The 15,939-nt window shown below is 53.0% G+C and carries 14 protein-coding genes and 3 tRNA genes; 16 read left to right on the forward strand and 1 reads right to left on the reverse strand.

The genetic code is table 11. The features are described 5' to 3' along the window. Positions 1-476: 476 nt before the first annotated feature. The gene (locus tag OGV50_RS21245) at positions 477-1,196 is read right to left on the reverse strand and encodes a GntR family transcriptional regulator (protein WP_049008346.1); all 720 of its coding nucleotides are present in this window, start codon (positions 1,194-1,196) and stop codon (positions 477-479) included. A gap of 177 nt (positions 1,197-1,373) precedes the next feature. Between OGV50_RS21245 and mngA the strand changes: the two genes are divergently transcribed. The 16 genes from mngA to OGV50_RS21325 all read left to right on the forward strand — a co-directional run bounded on the left by mngA (position 1,374) and on the right by OGV50_RS21325 (position 15,937). After that, on the forward strand, positions 1,374-3,290 hold the full coding sequence (gene mngA, locus OGV50_RS21250; protein ID WP_286488786.1) for a PTS 2-O-a-mannosyl-D-glycerate transporter subunit IIABC: 1,917 nt from the start codon (positions 1,374-1,376) through the stop codon (positions 3,288-3,290). A gap of 21 nt (positions 3,291-3,311) precedes the next feature. Continuing rightward, on the forward strand, positions 3,312-5,945 hold the full coding sequence (gene mngB / locus OGV50_RS21255; protein ID WP_200092142.1) for a mannosylglycerate hydrolase: 2,634 nt from the start codon (positions 3,312-3,314) through the stop codon (positions 5,943-5,945). 682 nt (positions 5,946-6,627) lie between these two features. After that, a complete protein-coding gene (gene cydA, locus OGV50_RS21260) occupies positions 6,628-8,196 on the forward strand; it encodes a cytochrome ubiquinol oxidase subunit I (protein WP_200092154.1) in 1,569 nt (522 codons plus the stop codon). 15 nt (positions 8,197-8,211) lie between these two features. Continuing rightward, positions 8,212-9,351, forward strand: a complete 1,140-nt coding sequence (gene cydB, locus OGV50_RS21265) for a cytochrome d ubiquinol oxidase subunit II (RefSeq protein WP_012133250.1) — start codon at positions 8,212-8,214, stop codon at positions 9,349-9,351. 14 nt (positions 9,352-9,365) lie between these two features. Continuing rightward, a complete protein-coding gene (gene cydX, locus OGV50_RS21270; RefSeq protein ID WP_003022970.1) occupies positions 9,366-9,479 on the forward strand; it encodes a cytochrome bd-I oxidase subunit CydX in 114 nt (37 codons plus the stop codon). Next, entirely contained in the window at positions 9,479-9,772 is a 294-nt protein-coding gene (gene ybgE / locus OGV50_RS21275) for a cyd operon protein YbgE (protein WP_012133248.1), read from the forward strand. The genes cydX and ybgE overlap by 1 nt, the downstream gene beginning before the upstream one ends. A 149-nt stretch (positions 9,773-9,921) precedes the next feature. Continuing rightward, positions 9,922-10,320: a tol-pal system-associated acyl-CoA thioesterase gene (ybgC, locus tag OGV50_RS21280; protein ID WP_012133247.1), complete on the forward strand. Its 399-nt coding sequence runs from the start codon at positions 9,922-9,924 to the stop codon at positions 10,318-10,320. After that, a complete protein-coding gene (gene tolQ / locus OGV50_RS21285) occupies positions 10,317-11,009 on the forward strand; it encodes a Tol-Pal system protein TolQ (RefSeq protein WP_024130524.1) in 693 nt (230 codons plus the stop codon). Before ybgC ends, tolQ begins: the two co-directional genes overlap by 4 nt. 3 nt (positions 11,010-11,012) lie before the next feature. Further along, a complete protein-coding gene (gene tolR, locus OGV50_RS21290) occupies positions 11,013-11,441 on the forward strand; it encodes a colicin uptake protein TolR (RefSeq protein ID WP_012133245.1) in 429 nt (142 codons plus the stop codon). A gap of 63 nt (positions 11,442-11,504) precedes the next feature. Then, positions 11,505-12,731, forward strand: coding sequence for a cell envelope integrity protein TolA (tolA, locus tag OGV50_RS21295; RefSeq protein ID WP_200092165.1), 1,227 nt, complete (start codon positions 11,505-11,507; stop codon positions 12,729-12,731). A gap of 132 nt (positions 12,732-12,863) precedes the next feature. Beyond that, positions 12,864-14,156 (forward strand): Tol-Pal system beta propeller repeat protein TolB, encoded by a 1,293-nt coding sequence (tolB, locus tag OGV50_RS21300; protein ID WP_024130523.1) that lies wholly within the window; start codon positions 12,864-12,866, stop codon positions 14,154-14,156. 34 nt (positions 14,157-14,190) lie between these two features. After that, positions 14,191-14,709 (forward strand): peptidoglycan-associated lipoprotein Pal, encoded by a 519-nt coding sequence (gene pal, locus OGV50_RS21305; protein ID WP_003022983.1) that lies wholly within the window; start codon positions 14,191-14,193, stop codon positions 14,707-14,709. Positions 14,710-14,718: 9 nt separating this feature from the next. Beyond that, positions 14,719-15,507, forward strand: coding sequence for a cell division protein CpoB (gene cpoB, locus OGV50_RS21310; protein ID WP_012133241.1), 789 nt, complete (start codon positions 14,719-14,721; stop codon positions 15,505-15,507). A gap of 164 nt (positions 15,508-15,671) precedes the next feature. Then, positions 15,672-15,747: transfer RNA gene (locus OGV50_RS21315), tRNA-Lys, on the forward strand. 35 nt (positions 15,748-15,782) lie between these two features. Continuing rightward, a tRNA-Val gene (locus OGV50_RS21320) sits at positions 15,783-15,858 on the forward strand. 3 nt (positions 15,859-15,861) lie between these two features. After that, positions 15,862-15,937, forward strand: a tRNA-Lys gene (locus OGV50_RS21325). Positions 15,938-15,939 lie beyond the last annotated feature (2 nt).

Raw genomic sequence — 15,939 nt, forward strand, 5'->3', positions numbered from 1 at the left:
AGAGCTGATGAACAAAAGGTAAGAGTCTTCGTTTAATATTGCGCACTCAGGTTTCTGCAACCTTTTAATAGTCATGGAGTGTCTGTGCAGGCGGGAAGGGATGCAATTGATCTATTTTCAAAATATCTTTCTTAAAACTAATGTTCTTAATTAACCATTGGAAGGGTGTTTGTTATCAATGAGTTATTATTGATTGTCCAGCTCTGGTTAATTTAATTGGAACAGGGGGTTAATAAATAATATGCTGTGTTTGTGATCGCGGTCTTATTTATTTTTGCAAACGGTTATTGAGAGATAAATATAATACAAAGGCAAAACTGTGAGTTAAATAACGGAACAGAAATGGATGTTTCTATAGGAACACGGTTCATTGTTAATGAAAGGATAAATATGATAATAATTTGTTCTTTCTTACCGGGCGGATTATTTGTGAGCCCGGTAGCATATTGTCACAATACCGTGAACAGAAAACATGATCAGCGCTGTTTTCTGCGCGCGATCAACGTAAATTTATAATCATCGGTATTAAACGCATTACGGCTATATTCAAATACCTGACCGTCTTTCAGAAATCCGCGAGAGACTTTCTCCAGGATCGGTTTGTTTGCGCTGATCGCCAGCGTGCGGCTCATTTCTTCGGTTGGCATGATCGGGATCAGCTCCTGCTCGCTGCGATCAATGACCATCTGCTTCACCTCTTCAATAAAGTGATACTTGGAATTTTCCATCACCTGCCAGGTCAGGTCGGGAAAGAGCGCCAGCGGCATCCATGTCTCTTCGAGGGCGACGGGTTTTTGCTTAATGTAACGCACGCGTTTTACGTGCCAGACCCGGTTGTTCTCCGCCAGTTGTAACTGGTTGCGCAGAAAGTCGTCCGCAGGGATCACTTCAAAAACCAAAACGTCACTGTGGGTGTCAACATGGCGATCGGCGAGTTTTTCGTAAAAGCTGGTTAGCTGGTAGATATCGTAATTGACCCGCTCTTCTTTCACATAGGTCCCGCTGCCCTGAATGCTTTCGATGATCTGCTGTTCGGTCAGTTGCTTGAGCGCCTGACGTACCGTGACCCGGCTCACGCCAAACGCATGCTGCAATGCCTGCTCGGTGGGTAACGCGTCGCCTGCTTTCAGTTCGCCACGTTCAATCTGCTCGCGGATTCGGTCAGCAATCTGTCGGTATAACGGTTTTTGGCTCATCTTTTTACTTTTGTATGAATGAATTAATACGACTTCGTTGATTATGCCCGATCAATAGCTCTTGTAAATAATACAAATTAAATACAAATTATTTTGCGTAAGTGAAAATGATCACATAAATGTATTGTTTCATCTGGCACAATTTCTGAAACATACCATGACAGTGTGAGGACTATGATGAACCTGACGACGTTAACCCACCGCGACGCGTTATGCCTGAACGCCCGGTTTGGCAGTCGTGAAGAGGCTATTCACGCGTTAACCCAGCGGCTTGTGCAACTGGGGAAAATTTCAGATTCCGATGCTTACCTTGAAGAAGTCTTTTTGCGTGAAAGCCAGGGGCCAACGGCGTTGGGAGAAGGGCTGGCGGTGCCGCATGGTAAAACGCTGGCGGTTAAAGAAGCGGCATTTGCCGTGGCCACCCTGCGCGAACCCATGATGTGGGAAGGGGTTGACGGGCCGGAAGCGGTGACGCTGATTTTTCTGCTCGCCATTCCGCCAGGCGAAGCGGGAAGCACCCATATGCAGTTGCTGACCGCACTCACCACGCGACTGGCGGATGATGACACCCGCGCGAGGATTCTGGCAGCGACCACGGCGGATGAGCTACTGTCGGCGCTGGACGACCAATACCAGGAAAGCGCTTTTCAGCCCTTACAGGATGCGCCGACCATCGTCTGCGTAACGGCGTGTCCGGCGGGAATTGCGCACACCTATATGGCGGCGGAGTATCTGGAAAAAGCGGGACGCAAACTGGGCGTGAACGTGTATGTGGAAAAGCAGGGCGCTAACGGAATTGAAGGCCGTCTTACCGCTCAGCAGCTCAACGCGGCAAAAGCCTGCATTTTCGCCGCAGAGGTGGCGATAAAAGAGAGTGAGCGCTTTGCGGGCATTCCTGCGCTGTCGGTGCCCGTCGCCGAACCTATCCGCCACGCCGAAGCATTGATCCAACAAGCGCTGGCGCTGGAACCCGCGCAGGGCGATCGCGCGGTTTACCAGGAAACGGCAGCGCCTAAGCGTCTGAAAACGGAGTTAAAACAGGCGCTGTTGAGCGGCATCTCGTTCGCCGTGCCGCTGATTGTCGCCGGGGGAACCGTACTGGCCGTGTCGGTGCTGCTGGCGCAAATGCTCGGCTTGCAGCATCTCTTCGATCAGGAGAACTCCTGGCTGTGGATGTACCGCAAGCTGGGCGGCGGGATGCTCGGCATCCTGATGGTGCCGGTGCTCGCCGCCTATACCGCCTATTCGCTGGCGGATAAACCCGCGCTGGCTCCCGGATTCGCCGCCGGCCTTGCCGCCAATATGATTGGCTCCGGCTTTCTCGGCGCGATCGCGGGGGGGTTGATTGCCGGATATCTGATGCGCTGGGTGAAAAACCATCTTCGCCTGAGCAGCAAATTCAACGGCTTCCTGACCTTCTATCTGTATCCGGTCATCGGCACCTTAGGCGCGGGCAGCCTGATGCTGTTTGTGGTGGGCGAGCCCGTTGCGTGGATCAACAACGCGCTGACCGCCTGGCTTAATGGGCTGAGCGGCGCCAATGCGCTGCTGCTTGGCGCGATTCTCGGCTTTATGTGTTCTTTCGATTTGGGCGGGCCGGTCAATAAAGCGTCTTACGCGTTCTGCCTTGGGGCGATGGCGAACGGCGTTTACGGCCCGTATGCCATTTTCGCCTCGGTCAAAATGGTGTCCGCCTTCACCGTAACGGCATCAACGATGCTGGCGCCGAGGCTGTTCAAAGAGTTTGAGATCGAAACAGGAAAGTCGACCTGGCTACTGGGGCTGGCGGGCATTACGGAAGGGGCAATCCCGATGGCGATTGAAGATCCGCTGCGGGTTATCGGTTCTTTTGTTCTGGGGTCAATGGTGACGGGCGCGATTGTTGGCGCGATGAACATTGGTCTTTCGACGCCGGGCGCAGGCATTTTTTCACTCTTTCTTTTGCATGACGCCGGATACGGCGGTTTCGTCGCCGCCGCAGGCTGGTTTGGCGCAGCGTTAGTGGGGACAGCGATATCGACCACCATCCTGCTGTTCTGGCGTCGTCATGCGGTAAAGCAGGGCAAGTATCTGACTAACAATGTGTTGCCATAAACGAACTAACAGGAAACGAAGATGAAAGCAGTATCTCGCGTTCACATTACGCCGCACATGCACTGGGATCGTGAATGGTATTTCACCACGGAAGCGTCACGTATTTTGCTGGTCAACAATATGGAGGAGATCCTGACCCGCCTGGAGCAGGATGCAGAGTATAAATACTATGTCCTTGACGGGCAGACGGCGGTGCTGGAGGACTATTTCGCCGTCAAAGCGGAAAATAAAGCGCGGGTAAGAAAACTGGTGCAGGCCGGAAAACTGATTATCGGCCCGTGGTATACCCAAACGGATACCACGCTGGTATCCGGGGAGTCGATCGTGCGTAATCTGATGTACGGTATGCGCGACTGCCTGGCGTTTGGCGAACCGATGAAAATTGGCTATCTGCCGGATTCGTTCGGCATGTCGGGGCAGCTTCCGCATATCTATAACGGTTTCGGTATTACCCGCGCCATGTTCTGGCGTGGTTGTTCGGAACGCCACGGCACCGATAAAACCGAGTTTTTATGGCAAAGCGCGGATGGCAGTGAAGTGACGGCGCAGGTGCTGCCGCTGGGCTACGCGATTGGTAAGTACTTACCGGAGGACGAAGCCGGGTTGCGTAAACGTCTCGACAGCTACTTCGATGTGCTGGAGCGCGCGTCGCTGACCAAAGAAATTTTGCTGCCGAATGGCCACGATCAAATGCCGTTGCAGCAAAATATCTTTGCGGTAATGGATAAACTGCGCGAAATCTACCCGCAGCGTAAGTTTGTGATGAGCCGCTTTGAAGAGGTGTTTGAACACATAGAAGCCCGCCGCGAGCAGCTTGCCACGCTGAAAGGCGAGTTTATTGATGGCAAATATATGCGCGTTCATCGCACCATTGGTTCGACGCGGATGGACATCAAAATCGCCCATGCGCGCATTGAGAACAAAATCGTCAACATTCTTGAGCCGCTGGCGACGCTGGCCTGGACGCTGGGGTTTGAGTATCACCACGGCCTGCTGGAGAAAATGTGGAAAGAGATTCTGAAGAATCACGCCCACGACAGCATCGGCTGCTGTTGCAGTGACAAAGTACACCGCGAAATTGCGTCCCGTTTCGAGCTGGCTGAGGATATGGCCGACAACCTGATCTGTTTTTATCAGCGCAAAATCGCCGACAACATGCCGCAGAGCGATGCCGACAAACTGGTGCTGTTTAACCTGATGCCGTGGCCGCGTGAAGAGGTGATTAACACCACGGTACGCCTGCGCGCCAGCCAGTTCTCTCTGCGGGATGATCGGGGCAACGCCATTCCTTATTGCATTCGCCATGCCCGGGAGATCGATCCCGGTTTAATCGACCGCCAGATTGTGCATTACGGTAACTACGAGCCGTTTATGGAATTTGATATCCAGATCCAGCAGATTATCCCTTCAATGGGCTATCGCACGCTTTATATCGAACCGAACGCTGCGGGCAATGTGGTGAGCCCGACGGTTTCATCAGACGCGCTGCTGGAGAACGCGTTCTGGCAGATTACGGCGAATGATGACGGTACGCTGAACCTGCGCGATAAAGACAGCGGCGTGCGTTATCAGCGCATACTGGCGCTGGAAGAGGGGTCAGACGATGGCGATGAGTACGATTACTCCCCCGCCAGAGAAGAGTGGCTGCTTACTTCGACGACGGCAAAACCGGAATATGAAGTGATTCATGACGCGTGGCAGAGCAGGGTTGTCATTCGCTATACCCTGGCGGTTCCGGCGAATCTTGCCGAACGCAGCGCGCGGCAGCGCAACGGAACATTAGGCGTGGAGATCGCCGTCACCCTGAGCCATAACAGCAGACGCATTGATGTTGAGGTGGCGCTGGATAATCAGGCTGACGATCACCGCGTGCGGGTGTTAATCCCCACGCCGTTCACGACGGATGTTGTGCTGGCGGACACCCAGTTTGGCGCAGTGACGCGTCCGGTACAGGACAGCGCAATGGAAAACTGGCAGGAAGAGGGGTGGAAAGAGGCGCCGGTGCCGGTCTGGAATATGCTGAACTATGCGGCGCTTCAGGAAGAGAGAAATGGCCTTGCGCTTTTCACGGAGGGATTACGTGAATTTGAAGTTATCGGCGAAGGGAAGGAAACGTTCGCCTTAACGCTCCTGCGTGGGGTGGGGCTGCTGGGGAAAGAGGATCTACTGCTGCGGCCAGGGCGGCCTTCCGGCATCAAAATAGCGGTGCCGGATTCACAAATGCGCGGAATGCTGCGCAGTCGGTTTAGCCTGTTCAGCTATAGCGGAACGCCTTTTAGCGCCGGTGTCGCGCAACAGGCGAAGGCGTGGCTGACGCCTGTTCAGTGCTATAACAAAATTCCCTGGGATGCGATGAAACTCAACAAGGCCGATGTTTGCGTACCGGAACATTACAGCCTGTTAACGATGTCGCCGGTGGGCTGCCTGTTAAGCGCGCTGAAAAAAGCAGAGGATCGCGATGATGTCATCCTGCGCCTGTACAATCCGTCCGAAACAACCTCATGTGATGCCACCGTTGCCTTTAGCAGAGCCGTTAGCGCATGTACAGAGACTATGATGGATGAACAGGCGTGCCCTGCGAAAGGAGAGGGCGCAAGTGGGGCTGGCCTCTTTCTGCCGGGGCAGTCCCGAACGTTTAGCTACACGCTTGCCTGAATCTCAGACAAACAGATTAAAGCCACGCTTAGCGTGGCTTTATTGTTAACGGAATAATAACAATCCGGTGTTAATTTCAATGGGCTCAAAAGTAAAATATTTGTGATTATTTTCATGGCGAATTGACCCTGTGGAAAATTACGCTGAAGCGTCTACGCTAAATAGTTGCAGACGGCAAAAGAATGTCGTCGATGATAACGTTAAATGAAATGCTGTTTTTTTATATATACCTTTCTATTAGATAACCGCCAACACCTTCAGAGATACATATGCGCAACATTGTTTTCACTGTGTTTACGCATTGTATACACCGTTAACGAATTTTGGTGTTTTTGATTTAAATCAATGTTTAATGCTTGGAAAAAGATGTCAAAACACGATAAATTGTCGCCGATCAAATTGGCCTGAAACCGGTAAATTAGCTATAAATTGATCAATGTCGAAAAATGCAAATTTGACTCAATAAAAACCTGTTTATTGTAGGGATTTTACGGCGTAATATATTTGCGGGATCAATTTAGGTTTTTTATTAACATGTTTGTAACTTTTTATCATTGCTGTTTCCTCTGATGATGAAACGGCAACGGTGAAGGGGAGCAAATAAATTTTATTGGGGCATGCGTGTGACCCTTTCTAACGGGGTTCACTCTCGGAGTCTTCATGCGATGAGCAAGGAGTCATGATGTTAGATATAGTCGAACTGTCGCGCTTACAGTTTGCCTTGACCGCGATGTACCACTTCCTGTTTGTGCCGCTGACGCTCGGTATGGCGTTCCTGCTGGCCATTATGGAAACGGTATACGTCCTTTCCGGCAAACAGATTTATAAAGATATGACCAAGTTCTGGGGCAAGTTGTTTGGTATCAACTTCGCTCTGGGTGTGGCTACCGGTCTGACCATGGAGTTCCAGTTCGGGACTAACTGGTCTTACTATTCCCACTATGTAGGGGATATCTTCGGTGCGCCGCTGGCAATCGAAGGTTTGATGGCCTTCTTCCTCGAATCCACCTTTGTAGGTCTGTTCTTCTTTGGCTGGGACCGTCTGGGCAAAGTCCAGCATATGTGTGTTACCTGGCTGGTGGCGCTGGGTTCCAACCTGTCTGCGCTGTGGATACTTGTGGCGAACGGCTGGATGCAGAACCCTATCGCATCGGATTTCAACTTCGAAACCATGCGTATGGAGATGGTGAGCTTCTCCGAACTGGTGCTTAACCCGGTTGCGCAGGTGAAATTCGTTCACACTGTGGCGTCTGGCTATGTGACCGGTGCAATGTTCATCCTCGGTATCAGTGCTTACTACCTGCTGAAAGGCCGCGACATCGCGTTCGCTAAACGCTCCTTTGCTATCGCCGCCAGCTTCGGTATGGCTGCTGTGCTGTCTGTTATCGTGCTGGGTGACGAATCTGGCTACGAAATGGGCGACGTGCAGAAAACCAAACTCGCCGCGATTGAAGCGGAATGGGAAACCCAGCCAGCGCCTGCTTCCTTCACCCTGTTCGGTATCCCGGATCAGGAGACGCAGGAAAACAAACTGGCTATCCAGATCCCTTACGCGCTGGGTATTATCGCGACTCGCTCCGTCGATACGCCGGTCATCGGTCTGAAAGACCTGATGGTGCAGCATGAAGAACGTATCCGTAGCGGGATGAAAGCCTACGCGCTGCTGGAAGAACTGCGTGCCGGTTCTACCGACCAGGCCGTTCGCGACCAGTTCAATAACGTGAAGAAAGATCTGGGCTACGGTCTGCTGCTTAAACGCTATACGCCGAACGTCACTGACGCGACCGAAGCGCAAATTGAGATGGCGACCAAAGACTCCATTCCACGCGTTGCGCCGCTGTACTTTGCGTTCCGTATCATGGTTGCGTGCGGCTTCCTGCTGCTGGCGATCATCGCGCTCTCCTTCTGGAGCGTCATTCGTAACCGCATCGGTGAGAAAAAATGGCTGCTGCGCGCGGCGCTGTACGGCATCCCGCTGCCGTGGATTGCTGTAGAAGCAGGCTGGTTCGTTGCCGAATATGGTCGTCAGCCGTGGGCGATCGGTGAGGTGCTGCCAACCGCCGTGGCGAACTCGTCACTGACGGTCGGTGACCTGCTGTTCTCCATGATCCTGATTTGCGGCCTGTATACCCTGTTCCTGGTGGCGGAGCTGTACTTAATGTTCAAGTTTGCACGCCGTGGCCCAAGCAGCCTGAAAACTGGTCGCTATCACTTTGAGCAGCCCAATGTGGCCTCTCAGTCGGCACGCTAAGACAGGAGTCGTCAAATGATCGATTATGAAGTATTGCGTTTTATCTGGTGGCTGCTGGTTGGCATTCTGCTGATCGGTTTTGCGGTTACCGATGGCTTCGACATGGGGGTGGGCATGCTCACCCGTTTCCTCGGTCGTAACGACACCGAGCGTCGAATTATGATCAACTCCATCGCCCCGCACTGGGACGGTAACCAGGTGTGGCTGATCACCGCCGGTGGCGCGCTGTTCGCCGCCTGGCCGATGGTTTACGCTGCGGCGTTTTCCGGTTTCTATGTGGCGATGATCCTCGTGCTGGCGTCCTTGTTCTTCCGTCCGGTTGGTTTTGACTACCGTTCCAAGATTGAAGACACCCGCTGGCGCAACATGTGGGACTGGGGCATCTTCGTGGGGAGCTTTGTGCCGCCGCTGGTTATCGGCGTGGCGTTTGGCAACCTGTTGCAGGGCGTACCGTTCCATATCGACGAGTATCTGCGTCTGTACTACACCGGTAACTTCTTCCAGCTGCTGAACCCGTTTGGCCTGCTGGCAGGTATCGTCAGCGTCGGGATGATCATTACCCAGGGCGCGACCTATCTGCAAATGCGTACCGTGGGTGAGCTGCACCTGCGTTCCCGCACGACGGCACAGGTAGCCGCGCTGGTTACGCTGGTGTGCTTCGCGCTGGCGGGCGTATGGGTGGTTTACGGTATTGATGGTTATGTCGTGACTTCCGCGATGGATCATCACGCCGCATCTAACCCGCTGACCAAAGAAGTCGCGCGTGAAGCCGGTGCGTGGATGGTGAACTTCAACAGTACGCCGATCCTGTGGCTGGTTCCGGCGCTGGGCGTGGTTCTGCCGCTGCTGACTATCCTGACCTCCCGTATGGAGAAAGGAGCATGGGCGTTCCTGTTCTCTTCTCTGACCCTGGCCTGCATCATCCTGACTGCCGGTATCGCAATGTTCCCGTTTGTGATGCCTTCCAGCACCATGATGAATGCGAGCCTGACCATGTGGGATGCGACCTCCAGCCAGAGAACGCTGAACCTGATGACCTGGGTTGCGTTGGTGTTTGTACCGATCATTCTGATCTACACCAGCTGGTGTTACTGGAAAATGTTCGGCCGCATCACTAAAGAACATATTGAAAGCAACACTCACTCTCTGTACTAAGTAAGGAGCTAAAAATGTGGTATTTCGCATGGATTCTGGGAACGCTTCTTGCCTGTGCATTTGGGATAATCACTGCGCTGGCGCTTGAGCACGTAGAATCAGGTAAAGCCGGACAAGAAGACAGCTAATGACCAGTATTATCGCAACGTTGTATGCGGTAATGGATAAGCGCCCATTACGGGCGCTTTCCTTTATGCTGGCGTTAGTGTTGGCAGGCTGCATCTTCTGGGACCCGACGCGTTTCGCGGCGAAAACAAGCGAGCTGGAAATCTGGCATGGTTTTCTGCTGATGTGGGCCGTCTGTACGGGCGTGATTCATGGCGTAGGATTTCGTCCTCGCGCCGTTCACTGGCAGGGGATCTTTTGCCCGCTGCTCGCTGATATCGTGCTTATTGTTGGTCTGATTTTCTTCTTCTTTTGAATAAGAAGTATCCTTAAAAATTTATGGGTTTTCATAAGCCCATAAATTTTTACTCTCCCTTAACTTCCCCCCATTCCCAAGCCTCATCCGCGCGCGTATAGTAGCAACGTTTAAAAGCGTTAACTTTTTTTGCATTACCGGGATGTACAGTGAATATATTTCGATGGCCGGTTCGTGTCTATTATGAGGATACCGACGCCGGTGGTGTGGTTTACCACGCCAGTTACGTCGCTTTTTATGAAAGAGCACGCACAGAGATGCTGCGTCATCATCACTTCAGTCAACAGGTGCTGTTGGCTGAACGGGTTGCCTTCGTGGTGCGTAAAATGACGCTGGAATATTATGCGCCTGCGCGACTCGACGATATGCTCGAAGTCCAAACTGAAATTACGTCAATGCGTGGCACCTCTTTGGTTTTCACGCAACGCATTGTCAACGCAGAGAACAACGTGCTCAACGAAGCGGAAGTTCTGATTGTTTGCGTTGATCCACTCAAAATGAAGCCTCGTGCGCTTCCCAAGTCTATTGTCGCGGAGTTTAAGCAGTGACTGACATGAATATCCTTGATTTGTTCCTGAAGGCAAGCCTTCTGGTTAAACTTATCATGTTGATTTTGATTGGTTTTTCAATCGCATCCTGGGCTATCATCATCCAGCGGACTCGTATTCTTAACGCTGCGGCGCGCGAAGCGGAAGCGTTCGAAGATAAATTCTGGTCTGGAATCGAACTGTCTCGCCTGTATCAGGAGAGCCAGGGGCGTCGTGATAGCCTCGCGGGTTCGGAACAAATCTTCTATAGCGGGTTCAAAGAGTTTGTGCGTCTGCATCGTGCAAACAACCATGCGCCGGAAGCGGTTGTTGAGGGGGCGTCTCGTGCGATGCGTATCTCCATGAACCGTGAGCTGGAAACATTAGAGACGCACATTCCTTTCCTCGGCACCGTGGGTTCCATCAGTCCGTATATTGGTCTGTTTGGTACGGTATGGGGGATTATGCACGCGTTTATCGCCCTCGGTGCGGTGAAACAGGCGACGCTGCAAATGGTGGCGCCGGGTATCGCGGAAGCGCTGATTGCAACGGCTATCGGTCTGTTTGCGGCGATTCCAGCGGTTATGGCCTACAACCGCCTGAATCAGCGCGTGAACAAACTGGAACTGAATTACGACAACTTTATGGAAGAGTTCACCGCCATTCTGCACCGTCAGGCGTTTACCAGTAGCGAGAGCAACAAGGGGTAAGCCATGGCCAGAACGCGTGGACGAGGTCGTCGCGATCTCAAGTCCGAAATCAACATTGTACCGTTGCTCGACGTACTGTTGGTGCTGTTGCTGATTTTCATGGCGACGGCGCCGATCATTACCCAGAGTGTGGAAGTCGATCTGCCGGACGCGACCGAGTCGCAGGCCGTCAGCACCAATGACGATCCGCCGGTCATTATTGAAGTTTCCGGTATTGGGCAATACAGCGTGGTGGTTGAGAAAGACAGGATGGATCAGTTGCCGCCAGAGCAGGTTATTGCCGAAGCGAAAAGTCGCCTGGAGTCCAATCCGAAAACGGTCTTCTTAATCGGTGGCGCGAAAGACGTGCCTTACGATGAAATAATTAAAGCGCTGAACTTGTTACACAGTGCGGGCGTGAAATCGGTTGGCTTGATGACGCAGCCTATCTGATCTTCTGCGTCTCCGGGACGTAAAGATAGCAAGTAACAGGCGCACAGTTTTTGGGAACCGAGAGTGTCAAAGGCAACCGAACAAAACGACAAGCTCAAACGGGCGATAATTATTTCAGCGGTACTGCATGTCATCTTATTTGCAGTGCTGATCTGGAGTTCGTTCGATGAGCATATAGAGGCTTCAGCCGGGGGCGGCGGTGGTTCTTCCATCGACGCCGTCATGGTCGATCCCGGCGCAGTTGTTCAGCAGTACGATCGTCAGCAGCAGCAACAGGCGAGCGCGAAGCGTGCGGCGGAACAGCGTGAAAAACAGGCGCAGCAGCAAGCTGAAGAGCTTCGCGAGAAGCAGGCGGCTGAACAGGAACGACTGAAGCAACTTGAGAAAGAACGTTTAGCCGCGCAGGAACAGGCGCGCGAGCAGGCGGAACAGCAGAAACAAGCGGAAGCGGCCGCGAAGAAAGCGCAGGAGCAGCAGAAACAGGCTGAAGAAGCGGCGGCGAAAGCCGCAGCGGATGCGAAAGCGAAAGCGGACGCGCAGGCTAAAGCAGCGGCGGAAGCGCAGAAGAAAGCGGAAGCCGAAGCGGTAAAAGCGGCTGCTGATGCGAAGAAGAAAGCCGAAGCTGAAGCGGCAAAAGCCGCCGCCGACGCGAAGAAAAAAGCGGAAGCCGAGGCGGCTAAGCAGGCTCAGGCAGAGGCCGCGAAGAAAGCCGCAGCAGAAAAGGCTGCTGCTGAAAAAGCGGCCGCAGAGAAGAAAGCTGCCGCCGACAAAGCCGCCGCTGAGAAAGCGGCAGCAGCAAAAAAAGCTGCTGCTGAGAAGGCTGCTGCCGATAAGAAAGCTGCGGCAGATAAAGCGGCTGCTGCGAAGAAAGCCGCAGCCGAAAAAGCCGCTGCCGCATCTGGCGTCGATGACCTGTTGGGCGATTTAAGCTCCGGTAAGAATGCGCCGAAAAACGGTGGCGGAGCGGCAGGAAGCAATGCTTCTCCTGCGGGGAGTGGTAATACTAAAAACAATGGCGCATCAGGCGCAGATATCAGCAACTATGCCGGGCAGATTAAATCGGCCATTGAAAGTAAGTTTTACGACGCATCGTCCTATGCAGGTAAAACCTGTACGCTGCGTATAAAACTGGCGCCAGACGGCCTGTTGCTGGATATTCAGTCTGAAGGTGGCGATCCCGCGCTTTGTCAGGCAGCGCTTGCTGCGGCCCGACAGGCGAAGATTCCAAAACCACCAAGCCAGGCGGTATACGAAGTGTTTAAAAACGCACCTCTGGACTTTAAACCGTAAGCTAAACTTTCCCCGTCACGGCGGGGAAAGAAACGCTACGGGAGTCGCTGGGTTCTGGTAGTTTTGTGTATTTGAGTTTGTTAACATTCTGCTAAATTATCGTGGGCTTTCCGCCCGGATAAGGGAGATATGATGAAGCAGGCATTACGAGTAGCATTTGGTTTCTTAATGCTGTGGGCAGCGGTGCTGCACGCAGAAGTACGTATCGAGATCACCCAGGGGGTGGACTCGGCGCGCCCGATTGGCGTTGTGCCATTCCAGTGGGCAGGGCCGGGAGCTGCGCCTGAAGATATTGGCGGCATCGTTGGCGCTGACCTGCGCAACAGCGGTAAATTCAATCCGTTGGATCGTTCTCGTCTGCCGCAGCAGCCGGGTACGGCGCAAGAAGTTCAGCCGGCGGCATGGTCTGCGCTGGGTATTGATGCGGTTGTTGTCGGCCAGGTGACTCCGAATCCTGACGGTTCCTACAATGTTGCTTATCAGCTGGTTGACACTGGCGGCGCACCGGGTACTGTACTGGCGCAGAACTCTTACAAAGTGAACAAGCAGTGGCTGCGTTATGCTGGCCATACTGCAAGTGATGAAGTGTTTGAGAAGCTGACCGGCATCAAGGGCGCATTCCGCACCCGTATCGCTTACGTTGTGCAGACTAACGGCGGCCAGTTCCCGTATGAGTTGCGCGTGTCTGACTACGATGGCTACAACCAGTTCGTGGTTCACCGTTCTCCGCAGCCGCTGATGTCTCCGGCGTGGTCTCCTGACGGCTCTAAACTGGCCTACGTGACCTTCGAAAGCGGTCGTTCCGCGCTGGTTATCCAGACGCTGGCTAACGGGGCTGTGCGTCAGGTTGCGTCGTTCCCGCGTCACAACGGCGCGCCTGCGTTCTCGCCGGATGGCAGCAAACTGGCGTTTGCGTTGTCTAAAACCGGTAGCCTGAACCTGTATGTGATGGACATTGGTTCTGGTCAGATTCGTCAGGTGACGGATGGTCGCAGCAACAACACCGAACCAACGTGGTTCCCGGACAGCCAGAACCTGGCCTTTACCTCTGACCAGGCCGGTCGTCCGCAGGTGTATAAAGTTAACGTGAACGGCGGTGCTCCGCAGCGTATCACCTGGGAAGGTTCGCAAAACCAGGATGCGGATGTGAGCAGCGACGGTAAATTTATGGTAATGGTAAGCTCGGCGAATGGTCAGCAGCACATTGCCAAACAAGATCTGGTAGCGGGTGGCGTACAGGTTCTGTCGTCAACGTTCCTGGATGAAACGCCAAGTCTGGCACCTAACGGCACTATGGTAATCTACAGCTCTTCTCAGGGGATGGGATCCGTGCTGAATTTGGTTTCTACAGATGGGCGTTTCAAGGCGCGTCTTCCGGCAACCGATGGTCAGGTTAAATTCCCTGCCTGGTCGCCGTATCTGTGATAATAATTAATTGATTAGTAAAGGAATCATTGAAATGCAACTGAACAAAGTGCTGAAAGGGCTGATGATCGCTCTGCCTGTTATGGCAATTGCTGCATGTTCTTCCAACAAGAACGCCAGCAATGACGGCAGCGAAGGCATGCTGGGTGCAGGCACTGGTATGGATGCGAACGGCAGCGGCAACATGTCTTCTGAAGAGCAAGCGCGTTTGCAGATGCAGCAATTGCAGCAGAACAACATCGTTTACTTCGATCTGGACAAGTACGATATCCGTTCTGACTTCGCGGCAATGCTGGATGCGCACGCTAACTTCCTGCGTAGCAACCCGTCTTACAAAGTCACCGTAGAAGGTCATGCGGACGAACGTGGTACTCCTGAGTACAACATCTCCCTGGGCGAACGCCGTGCTAACGCTGTTAAGATGTACTTGCAGGGTAAAGGCGTTTCTGCTGACCAGATCTCCATCGTTTCTTACGGTAAAGAAAAACCCGCAGTACTGGGTCACGACGAAGCGGCTTACGCTAAAAACCGTCGCGCCGTACTGGTTTACTAAGAGAATTGCATGAGCAGTAACTTCAGACATCACCTGTTGAGTCTGTCGTTACTGGTTGGCATAGCGGCCCCCTGGGCCGCTTTTGCTCAGGCGCCAATCAGTAGTGTCGGCTCAGGCTCGGTCGAAGACCGCGTCACTCAACTCGAGCGTATTTCGAATGCTCACAGCCAGCTTTTAACCCAACTCCAGCAACAACTCTCTGATAATCAGTCCGATATTGATTCCCTGCGTGGTCAAATCCAGGAAAGCCAGTATCAGCTGAATCAGGTTGTTGAACGACAGAAGCAGATCCTGCTACAGATGGACAGTCTGAGCAGCGGTAGCGCAGCGACGCCGTCGGCGGGCGGCGAGCAAAGCGGGGCGGCAACCGCAACACCTGCGCCTGGCGCGGGCGCGGCGACGTCAGGTGCGCCGGTACAAAGCGGCGACGCCAATACCGATTACAATGCGGCAATTGCTCTGGTGCAGGATAAGTCCCGCCAGGATGATGCGATTGTGGCGTTTCAGAACTTCATCAAAAAATACCCGGACTCAACTTATCAGCCGAATGCCAATTACTGGCTCGGCCAGTTGAATTACAACAAGGGTAAAAAAGATGATGCCGCATTTTATTTTGCCTCGGTAGTCAAAAACTACCCGAAGTCACCAAAAGCGGCTGACGCGATGTACAAAGTCGGCGTCATCATGCAGGACAAAGGCGACGCGGCAAAAGCCAAAGCGGTTTATCAGCAGGTTATCAGTAAATACCCTGGCACTGATGGCGCAAAACAAGCGCAAAAACGTCTTAACGCGATGTAATGCACACCACGCGACCAGAAATCGCGTTATTTCTGGTCTCGTCGTGCGATTCCTAAGCAGTTGAGTGATCTACATCGAAATTTTTGTTGCGCTGAAATCTGAAATCAGTAATATATGCCGCCGTTGCCAGGGGATATCAAACAAACCGAAAGCAGCGCAAAAGTGGGTCGTTAGCTCAGTTGGTAGAGCAGTTGACTTTTAATCAATTGGTCGCAGGTTCGAATCCTGCACGACCCACCACTTTAAAGATGGAAACATCTTACCAGCGTAGTATCGGGTGATTAGCTCAGCTGGGAGAGCACCTCCCTTACAAGGAGGGGGTCGGCGGTTCGATCCCGTCATCACCCACCACTCGGGTCGTTAGCTCAGTTGGTAGAGCAGTTGACTTTTAATCAATTGGTCGCAGGTTCGAATCCTGCACGACCCACCAAT

Source organism: Citrobacter sp. CK180 (assembly GCF_030333655.1).
Classification (GTDB): domain Bacteria; phylum Pseudomonadota; class Gammaproteobacteria; order Enterobacterales; family Enterobacteriaceae; genus Citrobacter_B; species Citrobacter_B koseri.